Below are 26,681 nucleotides of genomic sequence, written 5' to 3' on the forward strand. Positions count from 1 at the left end.
GTTGCTTATTGGCTTTGTATGAGTTTGAAGGGAGCCGGTGGGTACACCGGTTGAAATGTCGATGATCGACCACAATGAAAAATCGCGCATCCGTTTGCGCAAGAAGCCCCAGCAGGAACGCAGCATCCAGCGGCTGGAAGCCATCATGGCCGCAAGCATCCGCCTGTTGACGGAAAAGGGCATTTCGGGCCTGACCATGAGCGAAATTGCCGTGCGGGCGGGCATACCCATTGGTTCGCTCTACCAGTTCTTCCCGGAAAAGGCGGCGATCATCCGGGCGCTGCATGATCATTTTACCAAGTCGATCAGCGAAACCACCACCACGGTATTTCGTGGCGTGAAGACCCGCGAGGAGGCATGCGAACGTGCCGTCGTCGCACTCGCAAAATTCCATGAGATATTCAGCAGGGAGCCGGTCTATCTATCGATGTGGGCGGCCACATTGTCGGACCCCGACCTGAAGGCGCTGGTTACGTCCCATCACGATCAACTGATCACGGCCTTTCTCGCCGATCTCGGAGAGCTGGTCCCAGCCGATGATCAGGAGCGCATGCGCGCCAGCCTGAAGTTGCAGATCCTCTCCAGCGGCGAGGTCATTCGCTTCATTGCCGGGCTGCCGGAAGAACAGGCGCAGCTCCACCTTGGCCAGTGGCAGAGATTCGTCAAGGCGACGCTTTTTGCCCTCTAGGCTCTTGCCGGAGCCTACCAGCCGGGGATCATGTTGCCGGCCCTGAGGCGCGGATAGAAGCGTGAATATGCCTTCTGCTCGCCTTCCAGATCATCCTCCACCTGCGCCGGCGTGATGTTGTCTAGACATGCGGTGATGTGGTCGGTGATGGCGTTCAGCAGCGATGTAGACAGGCCGGGGCGTTTCATCAGGCCGATCTGCACCGGCGGCAGCGGCGGAAAGCCGTCGGCAGCCGTAAGCACCTTCATGCCTGTCCGCAACGCCGATTCCGGCAGGATCGACACAGCCATGCCGGCAAGCACGGCAGCGGCAACCACGGTGGACGACCAGCTGGTAAACAGGATCTGGTAGTCGCGACCGTCCGCATCCAGCGCTGAACAGGCCAGCTGCCGCCACTGGCAGTCGCGGCGCCCGACGGCCAGCGGGACCGGCGCGTTTTCCCGCAGCGGATGGTTGGCCGATCCGACCCAGCACAGAGGTTCCGTTCGCACCACATCCGACTGGCGCAGCAGCGGATTGTGGGTGACGAGTGCGATATCGAGCTCGCCCTTGGCCATTTTTTCGGCGAGGTCGACCGATGGCTCGCAGACGATATAGAGCTCGACATTCGGATGCGTCTTGGCAAAGCGCCCGATGATCTCCGGCATGTAGCGGTCGGCATAGTCGTCAGGCGTGCCGATGCGCAGCGTGCCCTCAAGCCGATTGTCGTCGAAGGCGGCAATCGCCTCGCTGTTCAGCCGGATGATCCGGCGCGCGTAGTTGAGCAGCTTGTCGCCATCGACCGACAACCGGTTGCCACGGCCATCCTTGATGAAAAGCTGTTTGCCGACACGCTCCTCGAGGCGACGCATCTGCATCGAAACCGCGGACTGGGTCTTGAACACGCGGCCGGCCGCCTTGGTGAAGCTGCCGGTATCGACAATGGCAATGAAGGTCTGAAGCTGATCGATATCGAGGGGTGCCGACATGACAAAAGCATCCATAAGGGTTGTTGATGCTTATCATTAGAAACATTCGTTGGACTGATCAATATCATTTCGACATTCTCGGTCTTGCAAATCGCATTGGCCGAAATCGGCCGCTCAGTTTCAACCCCCAACCTCATGACCTTTCCGCGCCTGCGGCAAGGACGCTTTTTCTCGTGCCAAATCGGAAGGATGATTACCATGCGCACGACTGATCGGATCCTCGACCTCGACCTCGTCACACCAAGGCCGACGCTTGCCGCGCGTCTTACGGCCTGGCTGGTGAGCCTGCGATCCCTTCGCTCTGCTCTACGCAATCACCGCGCTGCGAACCGCCTGATTGAACTGGATGACAGGCTCTTGAATGACCTCGGCCTAAGCCGAGTCGACATCCACGAAGTCCTCAATCTGGTCAGCTATGCGGACGATCCTTCGCCGCATCTGAAGCGCATTGCGCGTCGCCGGTCCGAGAATTCGTTGCGCGGGGTGCGCGCCGACTGACATCTCCCATCCCCGCAGGGTGATAGCCAATAGCCCTGCATTTTGCCCGGTCCTGAACGCGTTCAGGCCGGGCTTTTTTTAAAGGGTTCCGATGTGATGGGGCCGGGCAACAAGATTGCGCGGCAAGGAGTTGCAAGCTACGCCTTTTTCTCCGGCGGGGCATCGGTCTCGCCTTTGCTGGCGGCCAGATAGCTGTCGAAGATCTGCTCCATGCTCTTCTGGTAGCTCTTCTGCACTTCAAGTCCGCTGTCGAACATCGAGTTCATCATGGCGGTGAGGCTGGCCGGATCGTCACTTGCGGTCGGTTTCTGTTCTTCCCTGGCTGGCTGGCCGGCATTTTCCGCCGGCTTTGCACCCGCGGCGGCGCCATAGGCCGTCGCCATGTCCTGAAACGCCTTGGCGAATGGATTGTCGAAGAAGGGATTGCCGGCACCCGCCGCGGCTTCGGGCTTTTTCGCCCCGCCCATCATTTCCTGGAATGCCTTGGTGAACGGGTTGTCGAAGATATTGGCCGGCGGTTGCGGCTTTGGCTGCATGCCGGTGCTTTCCAGCCATTGCTGCATCATCTTATTCATCGGCGAATTGGTAAAGGCGTCAGCGCCGGGAAACTGTCCGGTCGTCTGCTTGAACAGGCCGCCCATGATGGTGTCTGCCATGGCGGGCATCATCTGCTTGAGCACGTCCTGGCCGATGCCTGTCAGTTGCGCGGCCTGCGCGGCAATCGCGCGCGACACTTCCTTCGAGCCGAACAATTGCTGCAGCACCTGATTGCCGTCGGCCACGCCCTGCGGCGTAAATGCCGAACTCATGTCCTCAAAATACTTCGCGTAGTTTCCGGACGTCATCGCCGAGATTAGGTTGGAAAAGTCATAGGGGTTGCTGGCGCTGCGCTTGAAGCCCGACGCAAAGGCCGGCGTGAGCGCCGCCATGGCCTTGGCGGCCTGCTCCTGGGCAAGGCCGAACTGCCGGGCCATGGCATCCATCGCCGTCCCGTTCTGCGCCTGAAGCATCATGTCGAACAGTGGCAGCATGGAATTTTCTCCCCGGATACGTGCAGATGGCTTCCGGCACTATAACCGGAAAAAACACTGCGCAAACCGGTTTTTACCGGTTTTGCCAAAGCGGCCCTGTGTTCCAGGCAGGCGGCCTGTTGCGGTTCCCTCGATCAATACTGGTATTCTTCGAAGACCGGGTCGATCCGGCCGTTCCAGCGGCCATTGTAGAGCGACAGCAAGTCGTCGGCGAGGGTCGTGCCCTTGGCGATCACTTCATCCAGCGGGCCGAGAAACACGCTTTCGTCCTGGCCTTCGCCATTCAGGCGCGCGCGCGACTTCAGGCCCTGCCGTGACAGTTCGACGGCATCGCGTGCGACGTCCAGAAGCGGTCGGCCGGCAACGGCAGCCTTGAGGCCCTGTGCCGGAACCGTGTCACGCATCCGGATCACGTCCTCGACGGTCCAGCCGGCGGTCAGTTCGTCTGCCGCGGCAAGGGCTGCATCGTCGTAGAGCAGGCCGACCCAGAAGGCGGGAAGCGCGCAGATCCGGCGCCATGGACCGCCGTCCGCGCCCCGCATTTCAAGAAAACGCTTGAGGCGCACATCGGGGAACAGCGTCGAGAGATGGTTGGTCCAGTCGCCGAGCGTCGGCTCCCATTCGGCAACTTCGCCCTTCAGCGCGCCATCCATGAACTGGCGGAAGGTGACATGCGTGCAATCGTGATAGCGCCCGTCGCGCACGATGAAATACATCGGCGCCTCGATCGCCCAGCGCACATAGTCGCCGAAACAGAAATCCCTGGAGAAGGTGAAGGGCAGGACGCCGGCACGCTGGTTGTCGGTATCGCGCCAGATATCGCCGCGCCATGAGACCAGCCCGTTCGGCTTGCCTTCGGTGAACGGCGAGGACGCAAACAATGCCGTGGCCAGCGACTGCAGCTTCATCGATACGCGCATCTTCTGGCGCATGTCGGCTTCTGACGAAAAGTCGAGGTTTACCTGGATCGTGCAGGTCCGGTACATCATGTCGAGACCCTTGCTGCCGACCTTCGGCATGTAGCGGGTCATGATATCGTAGCGCGACTTCGGCATGCGCGGTGTCTCGGCCAGCGTCCATTTCGGGCTGCCGCCAAGGCCGAGGAAACGGATGCCCATCGGCTCTGCAACATCACGCAGCACCGCCAGGTGATGGTTCGATTCCTTGCAGGTCTGGTGCAGGGTTTCCACCGGCGCGCCGGAAAGCTCAAACTGGCCGCCGGGCTCGATAGAGATCGCGCCCATACCCGATTGTTCGCCGAGACCGATGATGTTCTCACCGTCCATGATCGGATCCCAGCCAAGCTTTGCCTGCATGCCCTTCAAGAGCGCGGAAATGCTGGCATCGCCGAAATAGGGGACCGGGCTGTTGTCGGCGCGGAAAAAGGCGAATTTTTCGTGCTCGGTACCGATCCGGAACGCCTCTTTCGGCTTGGAGCCGGCGGCCATATAGGCGGCCATGTCCTCAATGGAGCCGAGGGGTGTATCGTCGGTCGTGTCACGAGCCATGAAGGTAACCTTGTTGGGCTTTGTCGCAAGGGCGCTCAGGCCCACAGAGACAGGTGATTGGACCGGAAATTTGTTGCGTGCAAGTGAAAAACTCTCAAGGCCTGCTCAAAAAAGAGAAACGGCATGCTCTTGAAATTGACGTTTGCAAACCCGCTTACCGCCAGTCGCCGATCGCCGCCTGCACGACGGCCATTGCCGCGACTGCCGCGGTATCTGCGCGCAGGATCCTGGGCCCAAGCGGGATGGCCGTAACGAAGGGCAGAGAGCGCAGCAACTGGCGTTCCTCGTCAGAAAACCCGCCCTCGGGGCCGACCAGCAGTGCCAGCGAACGCTCAGTTATGGCGGCAAGGGCCGGCAGCGGGTTTTGCGTGCTGGCATCCTCGTCGCAATAGATGATCCGCCGCTGCGAAGGCCAGCGCTCCAGCATGTCCTTCAGCTTCACCGTCGGCCTGACGGTGGGGATGGCGAGGACGCCGCATTGCTCGGCAGCCTCGACGGCATTCGCCTGCAGCCGCTCGATATTACCGATCTTGCCCTGCACGTGCTGGGTGATCACCGGCTGCAGGATGCCGGCCCCCATCTCGACCGCCTTCTGGATCAGGTAATCCATCCGGCCGACCTTCAGCGGTGCAAACAGGAAGTGCAGGTCGCAATCGGCAGGTTGTGGTCGTGTCTCTTCGACGGGCGTCAGCAGGATGCGCTTCCGTGTTGGAAAACTGACCGTCGCACGCCATTCGCCGTGGCGGCCATTGAAGACCAGCACCTCCGCGCCGTCTTCGAAGCGCAGCACATTGGCCAGATAATTGAACTGCTCGGGCGTTGCCTCGAATCCGGCTCCAGCCGCGAGTGCTGCGGTGACATACAGTCTCTGCATCCGGTAGTTGGCGCGCATGAAAAACCTCAGATATGGCCGAAAATCAGCGAAATGGAACCGTAGAGCAGTGCGGCCAGACCGGCTGAACACGGCACTGTCACGCTCCAGGCGGCGATCATGGTGATGAAATACGAACGGCGAACCAGACGGCGGCGACCGACTTCATCCGGATCGCGTTCGGCAACCTGTTCATCCTCGGCGTCCCAATGGCCGAATTTCTCCCGCAGATATGCGATGCGGCGCTTCGAGTTGCGGATATACCATTCGCGGTAAAGGCCGACGCCGAACACGGCGCCGATGGCGATATGGGTCGAACTGACCGGCAAGCCGAGCGACGAGGCCAGAATGACGGTCACTGCTGCCGACAGCGCGACGCAATAGGCCCGCACAGGATTGAGTTTGGTGATCTGCGTGCCGACGAGGCGGATCAGGCGTGGGCCGTATAGCAACAGGCCAACAGCAATGCCGAAGGCGCCGATCAGCGTCACCCAGGTCGGCGTCGCCCAAATCGGTGCCCCCATGCGCGCCGTGGCGGTATCTTCGCCGATCGCCTGGAAAATCGCCACCACCGGACCGATGGCATTGGCAACATCATTGGCGCCGTGGGCGAAGGAGAGCAGGGCGGCGGAAATCACCAGCGGCAGGCGAAACAGCTTGCGCAGCGACTGATTGCGGTTCTCAAGTCCTTCCGCCTGACGGCGGACCAGGGGAATGGCGACGAGCCAGCAGCCAAGGCCGATGCAGAAACCCGCGATCACCGAGTCATAGCGTCCGAGTTCGAACACCTGGCCGATGCCCTTGACGGTCAGGTAGAGGGTGAACGCGCCGGCCATCAGGCCAACCAGGACCGGGACCCAGCGTTTGGCAGCACCAATCTTGTCGATCCGGTAGAGGATGAACTCCTTGATGAAAGCGAGAAACAGGGCTGCCAGCCCGCCACCCAGGAGTGGCGATATGATCCAGCTTGCCGTGATACCGGCGAGCGCGCCCCAATTCACCGAGTTCATCCCGGCCGCTGCAATGCCGGCACCCATGACGGCGCCAACGATGGAATGGGTCGTCGAGACCGGTGCGTTCAGCCATGTGGACAGGTTGATCCACAGCGCCGCGGCCAGCAGCGCGACAAGCATGGCGGTTGCAAAGTCTTGTGGATTGCCGACGGCTTCAGGCGCCAGGATGCCACGGGAGATCGTCATCACCACAGTGTCGCCGGCAATCACGGCGCCGGCGATTTCGAAGACGGCCGCCATCGCCAGCGCGGCGCCGATCGAGATCGCCCGTGCGCCCACCGCCGCGCCGACGTTGTTGGTCACGTCGTTGGCGCCGATATTCATCGCCATGTAGCCGCCGAGAACGGCAGCCGCGACCATGATCACCGCGCCGGGACGATCGCTGACATAGATGCCGGCCAGCGCCATGACCAGAACCAGGAACACCAGGCCAAGGCCGAAGGGCAGCACGCGCCGCGACAGATGCTGCGCGGCTTCCTCGGCATAGGTGATCTTGTCGAGATCCTTGTCCAACGTCGGCTTGGACAGTTTGGGCTGCGCTCTGGGTGGCGGTTTCAGGTCGGGCTTGGTCATGTGCTGCTTTCCTTCGGATGGAATGACCCGATGTCTTGCCATCCGAGGCATTGGGATATGTGCGGAACCACAGGTCGCCAACCGGCGACGCGGCCGCGCATGTGATCTCCTTGCGTAAGCGCAAAAAGCCGGAGGTTCAATAAGCGGAGAATGTTGTCACGGCCTATTCGGCCTTATTCTGCGGCGTTGATCCGGCTGCGCGCCGCACCCTTGTTGATCATGTCCTGCTCAAACGTATGCAGCAGCACCTTCAGTTCCGGCTCCTGCACGCGCGATGACGCTTCCTGGCAGTTCACCCATTCCATCCGGCGCATGCCCTTTTCCGGAAAGTCGTCGAGCATGTCCTTGACCTGAAGTGCATGAACCTGCACCCGGCACAGGATCTTCAGTCCGCCATCCATGCGTTTGTGATAAGTATAGTAGCCGATCGGTTCCTTGCATGCCTTGCCCTTAACGCCAGCCTCCTCGTAGGCCTCGCGTTCGGCAACGGCATGGGCCTTCTTGCCTTCCATTGGCCAACCCTTCGGGATTACCCAGCGACCGGTGTCGCGGCTGGTCATCAGAAGCACTTCGAGATCACCGTTCTTCTTGCGCAGCCGAAAGCATATCGCCGCGAACTGCTGCCTGAGCGGTCGGCGGAACATGAGCTTCAGATCGGATGCCATACGGCGCAAAATAGCCAAAAATCCTATACCTTAACTTTCTAATATGAATAAGACACGATAACGCGACAAGATGAAGACGTGGCAGCAAAAGCAACAGGTCAATACACAGATTCGTTCTGCTAACAGCTGCAGACCAGACGAGGTCACCGTCAAGCGACATGTCATGACGCAACTGACTAAGTTTGGTTGTTTGCACGCAAGTCCAGGCAGGAGCAGTCAAAGCACCTGCCAATGACGCAAGCCTTCGATCACGCCGGCCGCGCAGCGACCTTGCGTCTGGACGATATGTGGATTGGCCTTCGCGAGGCTTGCGAGTTCGCCAAGCGCATTGCCCGGCATGATTCCGCGCACGCACGGCAGCTCGAACATGGCGCGATCATTGCCGGTATCGCCGGCAACGACCACCTCGTCCAGCCCGATCGCCAGCCTTTGGCAGAGCCAGGCCAGTGCCTGCCCCTTGTCCGCCAGAACCGGGATCACGTCGAGATCGCGGTTGCTGGAATAAACGACCCGGGCGGAATGCCCCTCATCCTGCAACAGCCGCTCCAGCTCCGCCAGCATTTCGGTCGTCGCATCGTGCAGAAACCAGCTCGATTTCAGTCCGTGCTGGAAACGTTCCGGCTGGCGACTGAGGTGGCCGAGGCCCGACAACAGCGTTTCGATCCGTGTGCTGTCGAAGTCGCGCCCAAGCGCGCCGGAATAATGTGGCGCAAGCGTTTCATCCTCTGCCGCATGCATCATCGTGCCCACGCCGCCAATGACGAAGTCTGCGGACGGCAGGCCTTCCTCTGATGTGAATTCCAGGATGTCCTCGACCAGGCGTCCGCTGTTATAGACGAGCAGCGGACGGGTCTTTGGATCGAGCGCATCCCAGAGCCTGGCAAATTCCAGCGTCGACCGGCAGTCGCCGGCAAGGGTGCCGTCGAGATCGGATGAAAAAAGCCGGATCGGTTTCAATCGCCGTCGTTCCATGGTTCGGCCCAGTCGCTTTCTTCCAATGCCTGCGCCACCGGACGCCCCTCGACCAGCGCCACCAGCTGCTGGGCGATGCCCGTCCAGGTGAACAGGCTGCGTGCCTTGTGCGCGCCCATGCGCGACAGACGGTCGTAGAGCCGCGGGTGCTTGAACGGCTTCATCATCGTAATGCCGAGATCCTCCTTGTCGAAGGGATCGGCAAACAGCGCATGACGTCCATAGCTCACCGCCCGGAACAGGCCGCCATGCACCGTGATCACGGTCGGCGTTCCGCTGGCCATTGCCTCGATCGCGGTCATGCCGAAGGGTTCGTAGCGGCTGGACAGCACGAACATGTCGGCCGCGCGGTAGTAGTCCGGCAGATCATCATCGGCGATGAAGCCGGAGAAGTCGACGCGCTCTTCCAGCCCGTATTGCTTGACCTTCGCATGCAGCTCGTCGAGGATTTTCTGTTCCTGTGGATCAAGGTTTTCGCCGCCAAGCGCCAGATAGAGCCGTGCATCAGGAATGCGGCTTGCCATCACTGAAAACCCGTCGATCAGCAGGTCATACCCCTTGTTGGTCGCCAGCCGACCGAGCGCCAGTACCACCGTACCCTCGAAGCCGAGCCGGTTGCGGATCATCTGCCGCGACGCGTTGGAGACCGGATAGAAGCGGTTGTCGTCATAGCCCGGCGGGATCATGTGCACGCGGTTGCGGGCGACGCCATAGTCCTGCGTCAGCATGTCGAGCTGGATCGGCGTGGTCGCCACGACAAGCTGGCAGCTGCGATAGACGATCAATTCGTGCTGGATGCGTTCCTTGAAGTTGAATTCGGTCTCGAACTTGTCGGCCCGCTCCGGATAGTCGGTCTCCATCTGTCGCTTCTTCCACATGCCGAGCGAATGCGGCGTGTGAATGTGCGGAATGCCCAGGGCCTCGGACAGGCGCTGGCCGGCAACGCCCGCATCCCAGTAGTGGCTGTTGATGAACAGATAGGACAGGCCTTCGCGCCTGATGAAGCGCAGTGCCTTCTCGTTCCACTCGTTCAGATGGCGATGAAGATATTCCTTCGGAATGAAGTCGCGACCGCCACAGGGGATACGCACCACGCGGACATTGTCGTCGACAATGTCGATTTCCGGCTGATCCTCGAAGCGACGCGTATAGATATCCACCTGATGACCGAGCTGCGCGAGCTTTTTGGCAAGCTCCAGAACATAGACCACCTGTCCGCCGGTATCGGCGGCCCCAAGGGGTGGATGCGCGGCCACGTAGCCATGCGTGGAAACCAGCGCGATACGCGGCGTTTCCTGCGGGTCGATATGTTTTGTCATGGTCCCCACTCAGAAAATGTGTTCGTATGAAGCGGATTGAAAACGCACATCATACGCAAAAGTTCCAAGTTGTGAGATTAAAATTTCAGAATTATGCATTTGCGTCATTATTTGACGACGTAAGTTGCTGAAATAAGCAACAAAAAACTCAAGGCTGGCTGGCGGCCCCGCGGCGGTGATCCAAGCGTCCGCAAGACCATCGGACGTGGCAATCCGATCGGCGGAAAGGCAGCCGGGCTTGGTATCTGGCTAGGATCAGTCGTTTTCCGGCTTGGCCTGTGCCGCGGCGCGCTGGCTGCGGGGCGACGTCGGCTGGCCCTCGCGGCGGATCATGCGCAGCCTGGAAACCCGACTCCACTCGTCCGATCTGGCCGTCTCGGCCGCTGCCTGCATGACGAAGTCGATATGCGCCTGAGCTGCCTTTTTCGCCATGACCGCATCGCCGGCGAGAATGGCGTCATGGATCGCGATATGTTGTTCGAGCAGCTGTTCGCGGGCATTGGCAAGCGAGAACACGGCCTGGCGATTGAAGAAGATACCCTCGGACAGCAGGCGGTAGCAGGCGCGCATCGTGTGCAGAAGGATCACGTTGTGCGCCGCCTCGCCGATCGCGTTGTGAAATTCGACATCGGCGGCAAGCTCGCCTTCAGGCTGGCCGATCGCGTGTGCCCTTCGCATATCGTCGATGATCCGCGACAGCAGCGCCTTGTCGGCCTCCGTCGCCCGCTTGGCGGCAAGCTCCGCCGTCAGCCCTTCCAGTTCGCGCCGGTATTCCAGATAGTCGCGGGTCGCGCGGGCATGCCGTGAAATCAGGTCGGTGATCGGCTTTGAAAATACCTGGCCGATGATATCGGCAACGAAAGTGCCGCCGCCGTGATGACTGACCAGCAGGCCGCGCGCTTCCAGTTCTTTCAGCGCCTCGCGCAGGATCGGCCGGGAAACGTCGAGCGATTGCGCAAGGTCGCGCTCGCCCGGCAACCTGTCGCCGTCGCGAAGCACACCGTCGAGGATCAGCAGTTCCAGCTGGTGCACGACTTCGTCGGCCGTCCGGCTATGGCTCACCCCTGCGAACAGCCCATCATCCTTCTCGCTCATCCGCGTCTCCTTTGGGGCGTTTTATCAAGCGGCAGCATAATTGGTCAAATTATCGATCCACTTTGTTCGTGGCGGAAACGCGACACTCGTCCGTTGCTTGCTGAGGCTGTGACGATTGGGCCTTTGCCGGATGTGCCTCCCGCTGCTACGTCTTGGCTGACGCAAGGGAGACGGACGCGTGGCGAAGGGTGATTTTGCATTTCCGCTGGCGCCGGACAGGGCCTTGGCGCTCGGCGAGATTCATGCGCGGCCCTATGCGCTGGTCAAATCCGGTCGGGTAATCTTCCAGCTCGCTTTCATGACGGATGGCGGCGCGGCCGTGCACCATGCCGCGATCGCCGAGCTGTCGCGCGGTCGCGGCATTGCGCCACCGGAGCGCCAGGCCCGCCATCACCAGCTGGCCTGGGGGCAGGGCACCCTGCGCTGGGAGCGCCACACCGAATTTTCCACCTGGTTCTGGGATGGTCCGGCGCCGGAAAAATTCGGTGGCGACGTGCCGATTCATCCCTTCGGCGATGGCTTCACCGCACCGGGTCCGCTGATTTCCGGCATCAGGCTGGAACTGCGCCCGGACGGCCCTGAAATTGCCGAGGCCAAGGCCGCGTTCGATCCCGCCAGTCTCTGTTACAGCGAATTGAAGAACGGCCAGGCTGCTGTGCTCACCGATTTTCGCCAGGACGGAAACGGCCTGACCCAGATCCTGGTCATCGATCGCGGCATGACCGAAGCCGGCCGCGGCGCGCTGGTGCAGCGCCTGCTGGATATCGAGACCTATCGCACGACGGCGATGCTCGGCCTGCCGCTCGCCCAGACCTTGTCGCCGGAAATCCGGCGCATCGAGGATGGACTGACGGCCGTTACTCAGCGCATGAAAGCCCATGCCCGCGAAGAATCCGACGAGATGCTGGCCGAGATCACCCGTCTTGCCGCCGAACTCGAGGCCAATGCTGCGCTCAGCCTCTATCGCTTCGGTGCCAGTCGCGCCTATGACGGGATCGTGCGCGAGCGCATCAAGACGCTCGACGAAACCCCGGTTCCGGGCCATGAGACGCTGGGCTCCTTCCTCGAGCGGCGTCTGGCACCCGCCATGCGCACCTGCCAGTCGATCGAAGAGCGCCAGGCCAACCTGTCGCGCAAGCTGTCGCGGGCGACGGGCCTCGTCCGCTCCTGGATCGATGTCGAGCTGGAGCGGCAGAACTCTGATCTTTTGACCACGATGAACCGGCGTGCCGAAATGCAGTTGCGCCTGCAGCAGACGGTCGAAGGCCTCTCGGTGGCGGCCATTTCCTATTATGTCGTCGGCCTGATCGGATATGCGGCCAAGGCGATCAGCCACGATATCCTGCCCTTCGATCCGGCGGTGATCACCGGCGTGTCCGTGCCGTTTGCGGTCCTCGGTGTTTGGTGGGTGGTGCGGCGGGTCCGGAAAAGTCACGAAGACGGGCATTGAAAGCCCTTGTCTTGCGGAAACGATGCCAATGCCTTGCCGGATTTTGTCCTGCCGAATTTGCTTGCCCGTCCTTGTCGGGCAGTCGATATAGGCTGCAACGGCAGGAACGGTACAAGCGGACTAGATGGCTAGGCAGACACGCGCAAAATTCGACAAGAAGGGCTTGTCCGGCCTTGGTCTCGACAAACTGGTCGAGATCCTGCTTGAGGAGGCGACGGCCAACAAGGCGCTGAAGGCGCGGTTGCTGACGGCGCTGGCGGGCGAAACCGGTCCGCACGAAGTGGCCCGTCTGCTCGACAAGCGCCTCGATACCTATGATCAGGCCGTAACGCGCATCAACAATGCCCGCGCCAAGGACATGGCGATCGAATTCGCCGGTCTGTCACGCAACATTCTCTCCGAACTCGGCGCTGCCGATCCGGCCGGTGCCGCTGAGCGCATCCTGCGTTTTCTGGCATTGCGCTTCCCGATTTCCGCGCGACTGGTGTCGGACAATGCGCGGCTGTGGAAGGTCTTCGACGATGCCGAAGTTGCCGCCGCCGAGTTGATCGGAACCATCGCGCCCGAAGAGCAGGTGCTACTGGTGCCGCAGATCGAAAAGCTGCGGCTGCGCGATCGCTACGGCGAACACACCGGCTTCCTGTCGGCGCTGACCGGCGTTCTCGCCAAACCGGCGGCCGACGTCTGGAAGGCGCTGTTGAACGAAGTCCTGCCCAAGGAGCCGTTGAAGCTCGGGGCACTGGATCTCTTGCAGTCGCTGGCGATCCATCAGGGCGATCTCGACACATTGCTCAAGCTGGAAAACGGCAAACCGGAAAACCGCCGCGACACGCTGGCAATGGCCGGTCACCTGCATTCAGCCGGACGATTTCAGGAGGCGCTGGAATGGGTGCAGCAGCGCCCGAACGGCCTGCGTCTCTTGCCGTTCCGGGGTGAGCTGGTTTCCGTCGGTCCCGAATATGGTGCCCGCGAGCGCCGCTTGCTGGAGGCGGACATTCTCGAACGGCTGAAGCGCCGCGAGGATGCCCAGGCGCTACGCTGGCGCGAGTTTTCCGAGACCTTCGATCCTGCCGTGCTCAAGCTCTACCTGTCGAAACTCGACGATTTCGCCGAATTCGATGAAATCGACCGCGCCTTTGCCGTGGTCGAGAATGCCAGCGACATCTATGCGGCCCTGGAGTTTTTTGTCACCTGGCCGAGGCTTGACCGGGCCGCGGCCCATGTGCTGCGCCATGATCATCGCTGGGAAGGTCGCTATTTCGAGGATCTGGCGCCGGCAGCAGAAGCTCTTGCAGACCAGCAGCCCCTGGCGGCGACGGTCCTTTACCGCACGCTGATCACCGACATTCTCCGCCGCGGCATCGGCGTCGCCTATCCCCATGCCGCCCGCTACCTCGTCGAGCTTGGCCGGATCGCACCGCATCTGCCGGACGATGCAAGGCTCAAGGATCATGAGGATTTCGTCGACGACCTGCGCCGCAATCATCCAAAGAAGCATGGCTTCTGGAGCGCGGTGCCGGGTATCTGGCCTTAAGTCGGGCAGCGCCTGCCTTGCCCCTGTTATGTAGGTGGATGCTTACCGATCCCAGTAGGGGTTTGGTCCGTAGAGTTCGGCCAGATAATCGATGAACAGCCTTACCTTGGCCGGCAGGAACTGCCGGCTGGGATAGACCGCCGACAGCGCCACGTTGCGCGAGCTTTCGTAACCCGGGAGAACCTGAACCAGTTTCCCGGACTTGAGTTCCAGGCCGATATCCCAGGTCGAACGTAGCGCGATGCCGAGCCCGGCGATCACGGCTTCGCGGATCACCTCGCTCGAATTGGTCGTCAGCATGCCCTCCGGCCGAAGCGTGACGGGTCCGGTCGGCCCCTCCAGCCGCCAGGCCTCATGATTGTGCGCCGGCAGGCAGCGATGGCGTTTGAGATCTTCCAGCGCCGTCGGTTCGCCATGCGCGGCGAGATAGTCCGGCGAGGCGCAGAGAACACGGCGGACCGGCGCGAGCTTGCGGGCGACCAGCGAACTGTCGTTCAGCTCGGCAATACGGATCGCCAGATCGAATCCGCTGCCGACAATGTCGGTGAACTCGTCGGAGAGAACCAGGTTGATCGCGAGATCGGGATGCGCCTGCATGAAGGGCTTCAGGTGCGGCGCGATATGCATGCGGCCGAACGAGGTCGGCGCCGAGATTTTCAGCGTGCCATTGACCTCCGACGAGCGGCCGGACGCAAAGGCTTCCGCTTCCTCCAGTCCGCCGAGTATCGTGACGACACGCTGATGAAACCCCTGGCCCGCCTCCGTCAGGGAAATCTGTCGCGTCGTGCGTTGCAGGAGTCGGGTTCCGAGCTTGTCCTCCAGCCGCTTGATGCGTTTCGACACCACGGCGGGCGACAAGCCCAGATCGCGCGCGGCTGTCGACATGCTTCCGGCCGCGATCACGCGAACGAACACTTCAAGATCCCCGAGGTTTGTCATGAGTAGGTGCCATTGTTTCCCAAATTGTCATAAGTGCATAGCATTTGCTGTTCGGCATTTAAAGTGGTAAGTAAATTATACCAGTTAAGCGGAGTTGAGCATGCGGTCGTCCCCGTCTAGGGTGGGAGTAAGGGGGAGAACAGATGTCCGAAGCCATCGCCTTTTTGCCTCCGCAGCCGGCGATCCTGTCGCGCCGCGCGGAAATCCTTGCTGATCTCGCCGAGCTTGTGCCGGCCGGACGTCTGGTGCATGAGCCCAATGCGCTGGTGCCCTTCGAGACGGATGGCTTCATCGCCTATCGCCGCCGGCCGCTGGCCGTCGTCCTGCCTGAAACCACGGCCCAGGTCGCGGCCGTGATGAAATATTGCCATCGGTATGCCATCCCGGTCGTCCCGCGCGGCGCCGGCACCTCGTTGTCCGGCGGCGCCATCCCGCAGGAGGACGCAGTGGTTCTCGGCCTGTCGGCCATGAGCCGCATCCTCGACATCGACCTTGCCAATCGCACGGCGACCGTGCAGGCCGGCGTCACCAATCTCAACATTTCCGACGCCGTCGGTGCCGATGGCTTCTTTTATGCACCGGATCCGAGTTCGCAGCTTGCCTGCACCATCGGCGGCAATATCGCGATGAATTCCGGCGGCGCCCACTGTCTGAAATATGGCGTCACCACCAACAACCTGCTCGGCGTCAAGCTGGTGCTGGTCGATGGCACGGTGATCGATCTCGGCGGCAAGCATCTCGATGCCGAGGGATATGACCTGCTCGGCCTCGTCTGCGGTTCGGAAGGCCAGCTCGGTATTGTCACCGAGGCAACCGTTCGTCTGCTCGCCAAGCCGGAAGGCGCCCGTCCGGTGCTCTTCGGCTTCGACAGCGCCGAAGCAGCGGGATCCTGTGTCGCGGACGTCATCGGTGCGGGCATCGTGCCGGTCGCGATCGAATTCATGGACAAACCGGCCATCGAGATCTGCGAGGCTTTTGCCAAGGCCGGCTATCCGCTCGATGTCGAAGCGCTTCTGATCGTCGAGGTCGAAGGCTCGGAAGCCGAAATGGATGCGATGCTGCTGTCGATCGTCGAGATCGCCAAGCGTCATGGCGTGAAGACGGTGCGCGAATGCCAGTCCGCCACCGAAGCCGCACTGATCTGGAAAGGCCGCAAATCGGCCTTTGGCGCCACGGGCCGCATCGCCGACTACATCTGCATGGACGGCACGGTGCCGCTCAGCCAGCTTGCCTATGTGTTGCGCAAGACATCCGAGATCATCGATCACTATGGCCTGCGTGTCGCCAATGTCTTTCACGCCGGCGACGGCAACATGCACCCCTTGATCCTCTACAATATCAACGACCCCGAGGATGCGGCCAGGGCGGAAGCGGCAGGCATGGAAATCTTGAAACTCTGCGTCGATGCCGGCGGCTGCCTGACCGGAGAACACGGTGTCGGCATCGAAAAACGCGACCTGATGCGCCACCAGTTTGCCGAGGTCGATCTCACCCAGCAGATGGCGGTGCGCGCCGCCTTCGACGAGGCCTGGATCCTCAATCCATCCAAGGTGTTTCCGCTGGAGGGCAGGGGATAATGGTGGCTTCGATGGTGCGCCCCCATCTGCCCTGCCGGGCATCTCCCCCTCAAGGGGGGAGATTGGCAATCCGTGATGCTTTTATATCGAGCCAACCGTGGTGCATGACGCGCTCCTTTGCGTCTTCGGCGTCTGAAGTGTGCAAGGCGCTGCTCCAACTGATCTCCCCCCGCGAGGGGGAGATGCCCGGCAGGGCAGAGGGGGGTATTCACACCCACCACGCCGACCGGCCAATCACACGTCGCTTTGCCCGAAAGCCCCTGCCATGCTGACCCCGACAACCGAAACCGAAGCCGCAGACATCGTCCGCGACCATGCCGGACGTGGCGAGCCGTTGCGAATATCCGGTGGCGGCACGCGTGCCGGTTTCGGCAATCCGGTCACCGGCGCCTCACCAATCAGCGCTTCCGGCCTCACCGGCATCACCGCCTACAATCCCGCGGAAATGGTGATCACCGCCCGTGCCGGCACGCCGGTCGCCGAGATCGAGGCAGCGCTGGCGCAAAACGGCCAGGGCATGGCCTTCGAGCCGATCGACCATCGCGGCGTGATGGGCACCGCGGGCGAGCCGACGCTCGGCGGCCTGTTTGCCAGCAATGCCTCCGGCCCGCGCCGCTTCACCTTGGGGGCTGCCCGCGACCATCTGCTCGGCGTGCGGTTCGTCAATGGACGCGGCGAAGTCATCAAGGCCGGCGGCAAGGTCATGAAGAATGTCACCGGGCTCGATCTGGTCAAGCTGCTGGCCGGTTCCCATGGCACGCTCGGCTTCCTCACCGAGGTCACGTTCAAGGTCCTGCCTGTGCCCAAGGCGGCTGTGACCGTGGTCCTGTCGGGCCTCGACGATGAGGCCGCCATACGGGCGATGGCCGTGGCCATGGCGCTGCCCGTTGAAGTCTCGGGCGCGGCACATCTGCCTGAAAGCGTGGCGGGTCGTTTCATCGGCGGCGCCTTGCCGGATGGCCCAGCCACGGTCTTGCGGCTTGAGGGGCTTGCCGCGTCCGTTGCCGTGCGCGCCGAAAAACTGCTGGCCGCCATGTCTGCTCAAGGGGCCGTCGCGCAGCTGTCGAGCGACCAGACGGCAAGCCTGTGGCGCGAAATCCGCGATGTATCGCCTTATGCCGATGGATCGCAGCGGCCGCTCTGGCGCGTATCCATGCCGCCCTCCGAGGGCTGGAAGCTGGTCGCCGGCCTTCGCCTGCGCGCCGGCGTCGATGCCTTCTACGACTGGCAGGGGGGCCTGATCTGGTTGCGCATGGAGGCGGACCCGGAAGCCGTGGTCCTGCGCCATGGCATCCGCACGCTCGGTGGCGGCCATGCCACGCTGATGCGGGCGCCGGATGCCGTTCGCGCCGTTACGCCGGCATTCGAGCCGCAATCACCGGCTGTCGCCTTGCTTTCGCAGCGCATCAGGGCAAAGTTCGATCCGCACGGGATATTCAATCCCGGAATGATGGCGCCAGGAGCTTCGCTATGACCGACCCGAATTCGCAAGTGCCGACACCCTCATCGACAGAAAGCTGGTTCACGCCGGGCCGGCTGAACGCCCAGCTGGTCTACGGCCTCTACCTTGTCAGCTTTGTCGTCGGCATCAGCGGCATCATCGGCCTGGTGATCGCCTACATGAACCGCGGCAAGGGCCCGGCCTGGATCGACAGCCACTACACCTGGGCCATCCGCACCTTCTGGATCGGTCTGCTCTATGCGCTGATATCGACCATTTTGACGATCTTCTTCTTCGGCCTGATCCTGCTCTTTGCTACCGCGATCTGGATCGTCGTGCGCTGCGTGATCGGCCTGCAGAAAGTCTCGGCAAATCAGCCGATCGAACGTCCCGCCAGTTGGTGGGTCTGAAACAAGCGCGTGACGAGAGCGACGTTCGCGGCGCTCTCGTCTGCCGCGTCCCGGGAGGATCGACGTGCAGACCAATTTTACCGCCGAGCAGCTTGCCGATCCGCATGTCGCCGAGGCAGAATCGATCCTGCGCAAATGCGTGCATTGCGGCTTCTGCACGGCGACCTGTCCGACCTATGTCACGCTCGGCAACGAGCTCGATAGCCCGCGTGGCCGCATCTACCTGATCAAGGACATGCTGGAGAACGGCCGAGCCGCCGACAAGGAGGTCGTGACCCATATCGACCGGTGTTTGTCCTGTCTGGCCTGCACAACGACCTGTCCATCGGGCGTCGACTACATGCATCTGGTCGACCATGCCCGCATTCACATCGAAAAGACCTATCGGCGCCCGCTGATGAACCGCCTGACCCGCGGCGTTCTGGCCATGGTCCTGCCTTATCCCGGCCGTTTCAGGATGGCGCTGAGGCTCGCCGGTCTTGGGCGCCCGCTGGCCGGTCTGTTTGACCGCGTGCCGTCGCTGAAACCGTTTGCCGCCATGCTCCGGCTCGCCCCGGTCACCGTACCGCCCCCCTCGCCACTGGCACTGCCCGCAAGCCATGCGCCGCAGGCAGCACGTCGTGGACGTGTGGCGATCCTGACAGGCTGCGCCCAGCCCGTTCTCGATCCGGGCATCAATGCGGCTGCCATCCGTCTTCTGACACGGCTCGGCGTCGAGGTGGTTGTTCCTCAAGGCGAGGGCTGCTGCGGCGCCCTCGTGCACCACATGGGCCGCGAGGAACAGGCGCTCGCCTCGGCCCGCCGCAATGTCGATGTCTGGTGTCGCGAGATCGCGACCGGCGGGCTGGACGCCATCATCATCACCACGTCCGGCTGTGGTACCACGATCAAGGACTATGGCCACATGCTGCGCCTTGATTCGGCCTATGCCGAAAAGGCGGCGCGGGTCTCGGCTCTGGCGAAAGACGTTACCGAATATCTCGCCAGCCTCGACCTGCCGACATCCGCACCGAAGGGCCTGACCGTCGCCTATCACTCGGCCTGCTCGCTGCAGCACGGCCAGAAGGTGACCATGGCACCGAAGCAATTGCTGAAGGCAGCGGGTTTCATCGTCAAGGACCCACCCGAAGGCCATCTCTGTTGCGGCTCCGCCGGCACCTACAACATCATGCAGCCCGACATTTCGGCGAGGCTGAAGGCCCGCAAGGTCAGGAACATCGAATCGACGAAGCCGGACCTGATTGCGGCCGGCAATATCGGTTGCCTGACCCAGATTGGCTCTGCCACGGGCATTCCGGTCGTACACACGGTCGAACTGCTCGACTGGGCCTATGGTGGAGAAAAGCCGGCTGCTCTCGACGCCCATCGCCGGGCAAGGGCGTAAATTATTAAGTGCTTGCTGTTATGCTGAACCTGGGACGGTGTAGTCCCGAGGAGGAAGCATGTTAAAGTTGGTGGCCTCTCTCGCCTTGGCGGTCCTGGTCGCGGTCTCTGGTCCGGCATATGCCGCTGGGCGCATCTATTGCGCCACGTCGGACGCGGTGCTGAACATGTCGCTGGAAAGCGGCTTCAGCAAGAAAGATCCCAAGAAACTCGTGCATTTTCGCGGCGTTGCCGCGGTCAAGGGCTCCGGCGCCCCGCCTGATCTTGGCCGGTTCGAGATCAATTCCGACATGCTCCAGCAATACTGGATGGACGGACGGGAAATGCGCTTTCAGATCCGCGCCTTTCTTCCGGCAAAAAAGCCGACGGCCCAGATCGAGCTGTCTGTCCTGACCCAGCGTCGTTCGGACCAGGAGCCAAGCTTCAAGGGAAGCTATGCCCTGAATGTCGCACGGCTGACCGGAGACACAAAAGCCCCGCGTGAAACAATCGTTTCGCACGAGGCTCCGATTTTCTGCACGATCAAATGATCCGGTTTCAGCCGTCGTGACGGGTTTTCACCACGCCGGCTATCTATGATTCAGCCGCCGAAAACGGTGCGCAGGAAATCGATCCCGCGGTCTTCGAAGCTTACATCCCCCTGACGATTGCCCGGACCGACGACGATGACCTTGGAACCGATCGAGGCACGTTCATACAGGTGCTCGACGTCCTTGTTCATCATGCGGATGCAGCCGGACGACATGTTGAGGCCAATTGTCCAGGGCTGATTGGTGCCGTGGATACGGAAGATGGTGTCACGGCCGCCCTTGTAGAGATACATGGCGCGCGCGCCGAGCGGATTGTCGACGCCGCCTTCCTGCACGACCGGCAGAATATGGCCCTTGGCCGCCTCGCGCCGGCGCATTTCGGCCGGCGGACGCCAGGTCGGCCATTCTTCCTTGCGGCCGATCTTCACCACGCCCGACCAGCCGAAGCCTTCGCGACCGACGCCGACGCCGTAGCGCAGCGCGCGGTTCTTGCCTTCGACAAGATAGAGGAACTTGTTATTGGTATCGATGATGATCGTGCCGGGCTGCTCGTTGGTCTGCAGGCGCACCGCGCGCCGCTTGAACTTTTCCGGAACCTGCTTCGGCTGCGCCACCAGCGTCACGTCGCTTGTCGTCTGGATGCGGTTGAGGTTGATGGCCTCGGCCGGCAAGGGCATGGCGAATGCGACCGCAAGTAAAGCGGCCGTGGCACGAAGTCGAATGCTGGTCTGCATGGATAGTCCCCCGAAAAACAATAGGAGGTGAGCCTAGCCGACTCCCCTCCCAAAGCAAGTGCTAACTGAAACGCAGGCGGCATCCCTGCCGCGTGTGTGTTTTACATCACGATAACCTTGGTGCCGACATTCACGCGTTCATAGAGATCGGTCACGTCTTCATTGCGCATGCGAATGCAGCCGGAAGAGACACCGTTGCCGATCGTCCAGGGCGCATTGGTGCCATGGATGCGGTAGAGGGTGGAGCCGAGATACATGGCGCGCGCGCCGAGTGGATTTTCCGGCCCGCCCTCCATCGAAGCCGGCAGATAGTGGCCCTTGGCGGCTTCGCGTTCGATCATTTCCTGCGGCGGGTGCCAGGACGGCCATTCGGCCTTGCGTGTCACCTTGTGCGTGCCGGCCCATTCGAAACCCGGCTTGCCGACACCGACGCCGTAGCGCTTGGCCTGCCCATCTGCCATCACGAGGTAGAGAAAGCGATTATTGGTGTCGATGACGATCGTGCCCGGCTTGTGCTCGGTCTCGTAGGCGACCATCTGCGGGAGATAGATCGGATCGAGCTGGGTGCGGATCGGCTTGTTTGGACGAACAGCCGCCTGCTGGACCATAGGCTGCTGCGAAACCGCGCCCGGCTGATCGAAAAGCGTGCGGCGCTGCTGACGGAGCTGGCGTTGCTGCACCGGGCGCTGCTGCTGCAGGACCTGGCGCTGGTAGACGGGAGTGGCGCGGCGCTGCGCCGGTGCGATCGCCCGCTGCCGCTGCTGTGGCACGCCACCCAGCTGCATCACCCACGGGGCAGAAAGATCAGGACTGACGATGACCGGCGGACGGTTCTGGTACCGCTCGCTGGCGGCAACCGGGAACGCAAGCGGCAGGCTGGCAAGGAACGCCAGCAGCATGGATTTCTTCGACATCGGACAACTCGCTACATGGGGCCGAAAACAATGGAAGGCGGCATGAAACCATGCGCCTTGCTGACGTGGATCGTGCCAGCGCCATGCCCGCAAATTGGTAAACGAGCGTTCATGAAAATGCGTTCGGCCGCGTAAACCTTTCGTCAGGGTTAGCGCCGCGTTTGGAATCTTCGTGAACAAATGGTAAACGCCAGATACGACGCACCGGTTGCAGGGGGGAGAAGGCTCGCATGACGACGGACGAGGCAGGATTGATCACCGGCGAGGACGGGCTTGTCCGCTGCTTCTGGCATGGCGGACTGGATGACTATCGCCGTTATCACGACGAGGAGTGGGGCAATCCGGTCACTGACGATATCCGCCTGTTCGAGAAGATCTGCCTGGAGGGCTTCCAGTCCGGTCTGTCCTGGCTGACCATCCTGCGCAAGCGCGACAATTTCCGCGCCGCCTTTGCCGGATTCGATTTCCACCAGGTTGCGCTGTTCGGCGAAGACGATATTGCCCGCTGCCTGGCCGATGCCGGCATCATCCGCCATCGCGGAAAGATCGTCTCGACCATCAACAATGCCCGCCATGCCATCGATTTGCAGGCCGAATTCGGCTCGCTTGCCCGCTATTTCTGGAGTTTCGAACCGGGCCCGAGCGAGCGTCCGGCGCGCATGGACTATGCGACGCTGCGCGCCAATCCGACCTCGCCGACCTCGATACGCCTTTCCAAGGATCTGAAGAAGCGCGGCTGGAGCTTCGTCGGACCGACCACCGTCTACGCCTTCATGCAGGCCATGGGTCTGGTCAACGACCATATCGAGGGATGCTGCTGCCGGCAGGGCATCGAAGACAAGCGCCTAGCTTTCGTGCGCCCGTAACGGCTAGTCAATGCTCATCGCCAGCACGCGGCTGATCTCCGTCAGGGAACGGCCGGACTGTTCGCGCCAGCGGTTGAACGCCGCCTGCACAGCGGCCCTGTCCTTGGCCGATGTCGGAGCCTTGGCGACCACGCCTTCGGCGATCAGCCGGTGGATGACGCTTCGCGACAGGATGAAGCTGTCGACGCCTGAAAACCGCAGGAAATACTGGCCGGTATTGCCGCCCAGCCGGGTGCCGCGCTTTTGCAGCAGGTCCAGCAGGCCGATGTAGTTTTCCGTCGGCCAGTCGGCAAGGAAGGCCGCTGCACTGCCGTGTTCATGTGCGACATCCGACAGGAAGGCTGCGTTCTGCTGCACGGCCCTGATCTTCGGACCATGCCGCACGATCCGTGTGTCGGAGACGAGCCGTTCGAAATCCTCGTCATGCAGCATGGCGCAGCGCCCGATGTCGAAGTCGTCGAAAGCCGCCTCGAAACCCGGCCACATGGCGTCCACGACCTTCCAGTTGAAGCCGGACTGGAAGATGCATCGGGTCATTGTCGCCAGAAGACGGTGGTCCGGCGTGGCGGCAATCGCGTCGCGCGACTTCGGCTGTTGCAGTCCGTCCTCCACCTCCGCCTCGCCCTTGCGATCGACGGCAAGCGACCAGATGTCTTCGAAAGTTCGCATCGTTGCTCCTACTGACCCAGCGTTTCGATCAGGGACGGAACGTCGCCCAGATGCGCAATCTCGCGAAAACGCGGTGCCTCGGTTGGCCTGTCGACATGCTCGAGCACCCAGGTCAGTTCGTGTGGCACGAACACGCCCCAGGCGCCTGCGGCAATCGCCGGCACGATGTCCGACTTCAGCGAGTTGCCGATCATCATCGACCGCTCCGGCCCCTCGCCATGTTTGCCGAAGATCCGCCGGTAGGTGGTCGCGGACTTGTCGGAAACGATCTCGACCGCGTCGAAATAGTCGCCCAACCCTGATTGTGCCAGCTTGCGCTCCTGGTCGAACAGGTCGCCCTTGGTGATCAGCACGAGGAAATAGTGGCCGGAAAGTGCTTCCAGGGCCTCGCGTGCATGCGGCAGACATTCGACCGGGTGACTCAGCAATTCGCGTCCAATCGACAGGATCTCGCCGATCACCGTGCCCGGCACCCGGCCCTCGGTGATCTCCAGCGCGGTCTCCACCATCGAGAGCGTAAAGCCCTTGATGCCGAAACCATAGTGGGAAAGGTTGCGCTTCTCGGCTTCCAGCAGCCGTTCCGAAACGCGTTCGCCTTCGGCAAAATCCGACAGAAGGCTCTGAAAATGCGCTTCCGTCAGCTTATAATACTGCTCGTTCTGCCAAAGCGTATCGTCGGCGTCAAAGCCGACGACGGTGATCGGACGAATGGACATCGCGCCCTCCGGGATGTGAATGCGCCAGAGATTAGCCTGCCACTCCGGCAAAGCAATGGCGCGTTGCCGCGCCATTGCGATTGTTCAGCGATGTTTCCCGGTGTGAGGACGGAACTACTGACCGTTCTTGGCCAGCCAGTCCTTCATCATGGCAATCTCGCCTTCCTGGGCATTGATCACGCCCTCGGCCAGTTTGCGGATCTCCGGATCCTTGCCGTAGTCCAGGACGATCCGGGCCATGTCGATCGCGCCCTGGTGATGGGGGATCATGCCCCGGACGAAATCGACATCGGCATTGCCGGTCAGTGGCACGGCCATGTCGGCGTGCATCTTGTCATTGGCCGCCTTGAAAGCCTTCGATGACGGGCCGTCATCGCCCATCGGCATATTTTGATCGCCCATCGGCATCATATGGTCCTGATGCGTCATATGGTTCTGATCCATCGTGTGGTCCTGGGCGATGGCGAACGTGGAGTTGAGAGAGAGCGCCAGAGACGCCGCAGCAATGGTATTCTTCAGCATGGTTTTTCCCTTTTCTCATACGGGATGATCGAATGGTGGTCTGGCGGTCAGGCCGCCACAACATCACCGATCAGCCGCGGGGAGGGGGCACCTGAGGGGCAAGGGTGCGTGAGAAAAGCCGCGGAGAAAGGCCCGGCGCTTCCGCCGCCCGCGCAGGTTTGCCGGCATCGGCAAAGGATATCTGGGGCGCCAGTGTCACGCAGGCGGCGCAATGTCCACCTGGCATCATCTTTGCCCCGTTCGCCTTGCCCATCGGCTTGGAAGCGGCGGCCGCATGCGGACAATCCGGATCGGCTGTTGCTGTCACCATGCCATGTTGGCCCAGATCCACGACCATGCCGTCACTGCCGGACACGTCCGCGCTCATCGCTGCCATGCTCACAGCCATCGCTGCCGCTCCGGAGATCGGCATCGCACCATAAGCCAGCGCTGCTATCAGAAGCATGAGGCGGATGATCATGTTCATGGCTGACAAGGTAAGCGCGATTGGGTCAAATGCAAGGCGTGGCTCATGGTGTGGTGCATGCGATAACCCGGTGGATGACCTGATAGTCCGGACTTTCCTCACCCAGCGGCACGACCGGCCAGTCCCAGCTTGTCTGATGGGCTGGCACCGCCACCGCATGCAGGAGATCGACGCTTTCGTGCTCATGCCCGGTCCGGTCGATCACGGTATAGCGTACATCCGTCAGCAGGCAGGTTGGCGCGGCGATATCGTGAAGGCCGTCGAGATGCGCTTCGATCAGTCGGCCCAGCGCATCGGCGGGCATCACACCGGCGGGCATCGCATCGCCGGGCATGGCGTCCAGCCGCTTCTGCGCGCCGGTCCCGATCTGTGAGAGCAGATTGGCCGAGACGACGAAATCGAGATAGGGCACCTGGCGCAGGAAGGAGAGCGGTTCGGGATTCTGCCCCATGGCCAATTGGTCGAAGCCGGAGAGATCGCGTTCGATCAGCCGGATGTTTTTCAGTCCCTTCGTCGCGATCCACGCCCGCGTGCTGGCAAGGTGCACGAGGTCGACCAGAACCACGGTGTCGAAGCGGTTGGCAAGCTCGAGGATCGGCACGTCGCGCAACAGGCCCGAGCCGAGCACCACGGCCGTTCGCCGCTGCCTCAACCCGTCGCAGGCCGCGAGGATCACCGCCTTGCTGTTTGCCTCATGCGCCGCCCAGTGTTTCGCGCAGCGATTGGCCCGTGACCAGAGATTGACGGAGGAACGAACGAAAGGCCGATGTGCCGGCATCGTCAGCGGCCAGCTTGCGGCATAGTTCAGGGCTTCAAGGATCATGCTCTACCGGTAGATCTGGCTGCGATGGCCGATCTCGACGACGAGCACGACCAACCTGTGATCCTGGATATCGCAGATGATCCGGTAGTCGCCAACCTTGTAGCGCCAGAGATGTTCAAACCGGGAGCCTTGAAGCGCATCGCCGAGCTGGCGGGGATTGTCCAGGAACAGCACCCGCTTTTCTAAATAGCTGAGAATGCGCGCTGCCTCCCTGGGGGCGATCCTGGCGAGTTGCTTGCGCGCCTTGTCGTCGATTTCAAGCGTCCAGACCAAGGGAGCTCACGACCTCTTCGAGAGTATAGGTCTTGTCATCGCCGAGCTCGCGAGCCTCCATGACGGCTTCTGCCCGCTTCAGGAAGTATGTATCTTCAAGGCGTTGCTCCAAAGTCTCCAGAATGTAGGCGTTCAGGGACATGCCTGCCTCAGTCGCATATTTCAGTGCGAGCCGCTGCATTTCTTCAGGTATCTCCAATAGCACGCGCTCGTTCATGTCCCCGATCCTCGGT

29 protein-coding genes are annotated in these 26,681 nt (G+C 61.8%); 10 read left to right on the plus strand and 19 right to left on the minus strand.

Going from position 1 to position 26,681, the window contains the following annotated elements:
• Positions 1–61 precede the first annotated feature (61 nt).
• Positions 62–688 carry a TetR/AcrR family transcriptional regulator gene (locus tag IM739_RS06755; RefSeq protein WP_237370418.1) on the plus strand — a complete coding sequence of 209 codons (627 nt, stop codon included), beginning with the start codon at positions 62–64 and terminating at the stop codon, positions 686–688.
• Positions 689–702: 14 nt separating this feature from the next.
• Here IM739_RS06755 and IM739_RS06760 read toward each other — a convergent pair whose 3' ends face one another.
• Complete coding sequence (locus IM739_RS06760) at positions 703–1,656, minus strand: LysR substrate-binding domain-containing protein (RefSeq protein ID WP_237370419.1); 954 nt, start codon at positions 1,654–1,656, stop codon at positions 703–705.
• A 198-nt stretch (positions 1,657–1,854) separates the two neighbouring features.
• Between IM739_RS06760 and IM739_RS06765 the strand changes: the two genes are divergently transcribed.
• Positions 1,855–2,154, plus strand: a complete 300-nt coding sequence (locus tag IM739_RS06765) for a DUF1127 domain-containing protein (RefSeq protein WP_237370420.1) — start codon at positions 1,855–1,857, stop codon at positions 2,152–2,154.
• A gap of 137 nt (positions 2,155–2,291) precedes the next feature.
• On the opposite strand, the gene IM739_RS06770 is transcribed toward IM739_RS06765, so the two are convergent.
• The 8 genes from IM739_RS06770 to IM739_RS06805 form a co-directional block, all read right to left on the minus strand.
• Positions 2,292–3,185 carry a DUF937 domain-containing protein gene (locus IM739_RS06770; RefSeq protein WP_237370421.1) on the minus strand — a complete coding sequence of 298 codons (894 nt, stop codon included), beginning with the start codon at positions 3,183–3,185 and terminating at the stop codon, positions 2,292–2,294.
• A 134-nt stretch (positions 3,186–3,319) separates the two neighbouring features.
• The gene (locus IM739_RS06775) at positions 3,320–4,693 is read right to left on the minus strand and encodes a glutamate--cysteine ligase (protein ID WP_237370422.1); all 1,374 of its coding nucleotides are present in this window, start codon (positions 4,691–4,693) and stop codon (positions 3,320–3,322) included.
• Positions 4,694–4,847: 154 nt separating this feature from the next.
• Positions 4,848–5,585 (minus strand): 16S rRNA (uracil(1498)-N(3))-methyltransferase, encoded by a 738-nt coding sequence (locus IM739_RS06780; protein WP_237370423.1) that lies wholly within the window; start codon positions 5,583–5,585, stop codon positions 4,848–4,850.
• 8 nt (positions 5,586–5,593) lie between these two features.
• Positions 5,594–7,150, minus strand: a complete 1,557-nt coding sequence (locus IM739_RS06785; RefSeq protein WP_237370424.1) for an inorganic phosphate transporter — start codon at positions 7,148–7,150, stop codon at positions 5,594–5,596.
• Between the two features lie 173 nt (positions 7,151–7,323).
• Positions 7,324–7,815 (minus strand): NUDIX hydrolase, encoded by a 492-nt coding sequence (locus tag IM739_RS06790; protein ID WP_442981100.1) that lies wholly within the window; start codon positions 7,813–7,815, stop codon positions 7,324–7,326.
• Between the two features lie 216 nt (positions 7,816–8,031).
• Positions 8,032–8,772: an HAD-IIB family hydrolase gene (locus tag IM739_RS06795; protein WP_237370426.1), complete on the minus strand. Its 741-nt coding sequence runs from the start codon at positions 8,770–8,772 to the stop codon at positions 8,032–8,034.
• A complete protein-coding gene (locus IM739_RS06800; protein ID WP_237370427.1) occupies positions 8,769–10,106 on the minus strand; it encodes a glycosyltransferase family 4 protein in 1,338 nt (445 codons plus the stop codon). The genes IM739_RS06795 and IM739_RS06800 overlap by 4 nt, the downstream gene beginning before the upstream one ends.
• A 255-nt stretch (positions 10,107–10,361) precedes the next feature.
• Positions 10,362–11,201 (minus strand): FadR/GntR family transcriptional regulator, encoded by an 840-nt coding sequence (locus IM739_RS06805; protein WP_237370428.1) that lies wholly within the window; start codon positions 11,199–11,201, stop codon positions 10,362–10,364.
• Between the two features lie 178 nt (positions 11,202–11,379).
• Here IM739_RS06805 and IM739_RS06810 point away from each other — a divergent pair, with 178 nt between their 5' ends.
• On the plus strand, positions 11,380–12,651 hold the full coding sequence (locus IM739_RS06810; protein ID WP_237370429.1) for a DUF3422 family protein: 1,272 nt from the start codon (positions 11,380–11,382) through the stop codon (positions 12,649–12,651).
• A gap of 124 nt (positions 12,652–12,775) precedes the next feature.
• Positions 12,776–14,185, plus strand: a complete 1,410-nt coding sequence (locus IM739_RS06815) for a DUF6880 family protein (protein WP_237370430.1) — start codon at positions 12,776–12,778, stop codon at positions 14,183–14,185.
• A 42-nt stretch (positions 14,186–14,227) separates the two neighbouring features.
• Here IM739_RS06815 and IM739_RS06820 read toward each other — a convergent pair whose 3' ends face one another.
• Positions 14,228–15,124, minus strand: a complete 897-nt coding sequence (locus IM739_RS06820) for a LysR family transcriptional regulator (RefSeq protein WP_237370431.1) — start codon at positions 15,122–15,124, stop codon at positions 14,228–14,230.
• A 143-nt stretch (positions 15,125–15,267) separates the two neighbouring features.
• On the opposite strand from IM739_RS06820, the gene IM739_RS06825 reads away from it, so the two are divergent.
• The 5 genes from IM739_RS06825 (at position 15,268) to IM739_RS06845 (ending at position 20,465) form a co-directional block, all read left to right on the plus strand.
• Entirely contained in the window at positions 15,268–16,701 is a 1,434-nt protein-coding gene (locus tag IM739_RS06825) for an FAD-linked oxidase C-terminal domain-containing protein (RefSeq protein ID WP_237370432.1), read from the plus strand.
• A 265-nt stretch (positions 16,702–16,966) separates the two neighbouring features.
• Positions 16,967–18,175: a glycolate oxidase subunit GlcE gene (gene glcE / locus IM739_RS06830; RefSeq protein ID WP_237370433.1), complete on the plus strand. Its 1,209-nt coding sequence runs from the start codon at positions 16,967–16,969 to the stop codon at positions 18,173–18,175.
• Positions 18,172–18,552: a DUF4870 family protein gene (locus IM739_RS06835; protein ID WP_237370434.1), complete on the plus strand. Its 381-nt coding sequence runs from the start codon at positions 18,172–18,174 to the stop codon at positions 18,550–18,552. The genes glcE and IM739_RS06835 overlap by 4 nt, the downstream gene beginning before the upstream one ends.
• 64 nt (positions 18,553–18,616) lie before the next feature.
• A complete protein-coding gene (gene glcF, locus IM739_RS06840) occupies positions 18,617–19,936 on the plus strand; it encodes a glycolate oxidase subunit GlcF (RefSeq protein ID WP_237370435.1) in 1,320 nt (439 codons plus the stop codon).
• 58 nt (positions 19,937–19,994) lie between these two features.
• Positions 19,995–20,465, plus strand: a complete 471-nt coding sequence (locus IM739_RS06845; protein WP_237370436.1) for a hypothetical protein — start codon at positions 19,995–19,997, stop codon at positions 20,463–20,465.
• Positions 20,466–20,515: 50 nt separating this feature from the next.
• Here the strand turns inward: IM739_RS06845 and IM739_RS06850 are convergent, their stop codons facing one another.
• On the minus strand, positions 20,516–21,199 hold the full coding sequence (locus IM739_RS06850; RefSeq protein WP_237370437.1) for a L,D-transpeptidase: 684 nt from the start codon (positions 21,197–21,199) through the stop codon (positions 20,516–20,518).
• A 101-nt stretch (positions 21,200–21,300) separates the two neighbouring features.
• Positions 21,301–22,113, minus strand: a complete 813-nt coding sequence (locus IM739_RS06855) for a L,D-transpeptidase (protein ID WP_237370438.1) — start codon at positions 22,111–22,113, stop codon at positions 21,301–21,303.
• 230 nt (positions 22,114–22,343) lie between these two features.
• On the opposite strand from IM739_RS06855, the gene IM739_RS06860 reads away from it, so the two are divergent.
• A complete protein-coding gene (locus IM739_RS06860) occupies positions 22,344–22,979 on the plus strand; it encodes a DNA-3-methyladenine glycosylase I (RefSeq protein ID WP_237370439.1) in 636 nt (211 codons plus the stop codon).
• A 3-nt stretch (positions 22,980–22,982) separates the two neighbouring features.
• Here the strand turns inward: IM739_RS06860 and IM739_RS06865 are convergent, their stop codons facing one another.
• From IM739_RS06865 to IM739_RS06895, 7 genes are all read right to left on the minus strand, one after another.
• On the minus strand, positions 22,983–23,648 hold the full coding sequence (locus IM739_RS06865; RefSeq protein ID WP_237370440.1) for a DNA-3-methyladenine glycosylase I: 666 nt from the start codon (positions 23,646–23,648) through the stop codon (positions 22,983–22,985).
• Positions 23,649–23,656: 8 nt separating this feature from the next.
• On the minus strand, positions 23,657–24,364 hold the full coding sequence (locus IM739_RS06870; protein ID WP_237370441.1) for an HAD family hydrolase: 708 nt from the start codon (positions 24,362–24,364) through the stop codon (positions 23,657–23,659).
• 114 nt (positions 24,365–24,478) lie between these two features.
• Entirely contained in the window at positions 24,479–24,886 is a 408-nt protein-coding gene (gene copM / locus IM739_RS06875) for a CopM family metallochaperone (RefSeq protein WP_237370442.1), read from the minus strand.
• A 70-nt stretch (positions 24,887–24,956) separates the two neighbouring features.
• Positions 24,957–25,331, minus strand: coding sequence for a hypothetical protein (locus tag IM739_RS06880; RefSeq protein ID WP_237370443.1), 375 nt, complete (start codon positions 25,329–25,331; stop codon positions 24,957–24,959).
• Between the two features lie 64 nt (positions 25,332–25,395).
• The gene (locus IM739_RS06885) at positions 25,396–26,175 is read right to left on the minus strand and encodes a hypothetical protein (RefSeq protein WP_237370444.1); all 780 of its coding nucleotides are present in this window, start codon (positions 26,173–26,175) and stop codon (positions 25,396–25,398) included.
• 3 nt (positions 26,176–26,178) lie between these two features.
• Complete coding sequence (locus IM739_RS06890; RefSeq protein ID WP_237370445.1) at positions 26,179–26,448, minus strand: type II toxin-antitoxin system RelE family toxin; 270 nt, start codon at positions 26,446–26,448, stop codon at positions 26,179–26,181.
• Positions 26,432–26,665, minus strand: a complete 234-nt coding sequence (locus IM739_RS06895; protein ID WP_237370446.1) for a DUF6290 family protein — start codon at positions 26,663–26,665, stop codon at positions 26,432–26,434. Before IM739_RS06895 ends, IM739_RS06890 begins: the two co-directional genes overlap by 17 nt.
• Positions 26,666–26,681: the final 16 nt, after the last annotated feature.

The sequence above is a fragment of the Rhizobium sp. SL42 genome (assembly GCF_021729845.1).
GTDB lineage: Bacteria > Pseudomonadota > Alphaproteobacteria > Rhizobiales > Rhizobiaceae > Allorhizobium.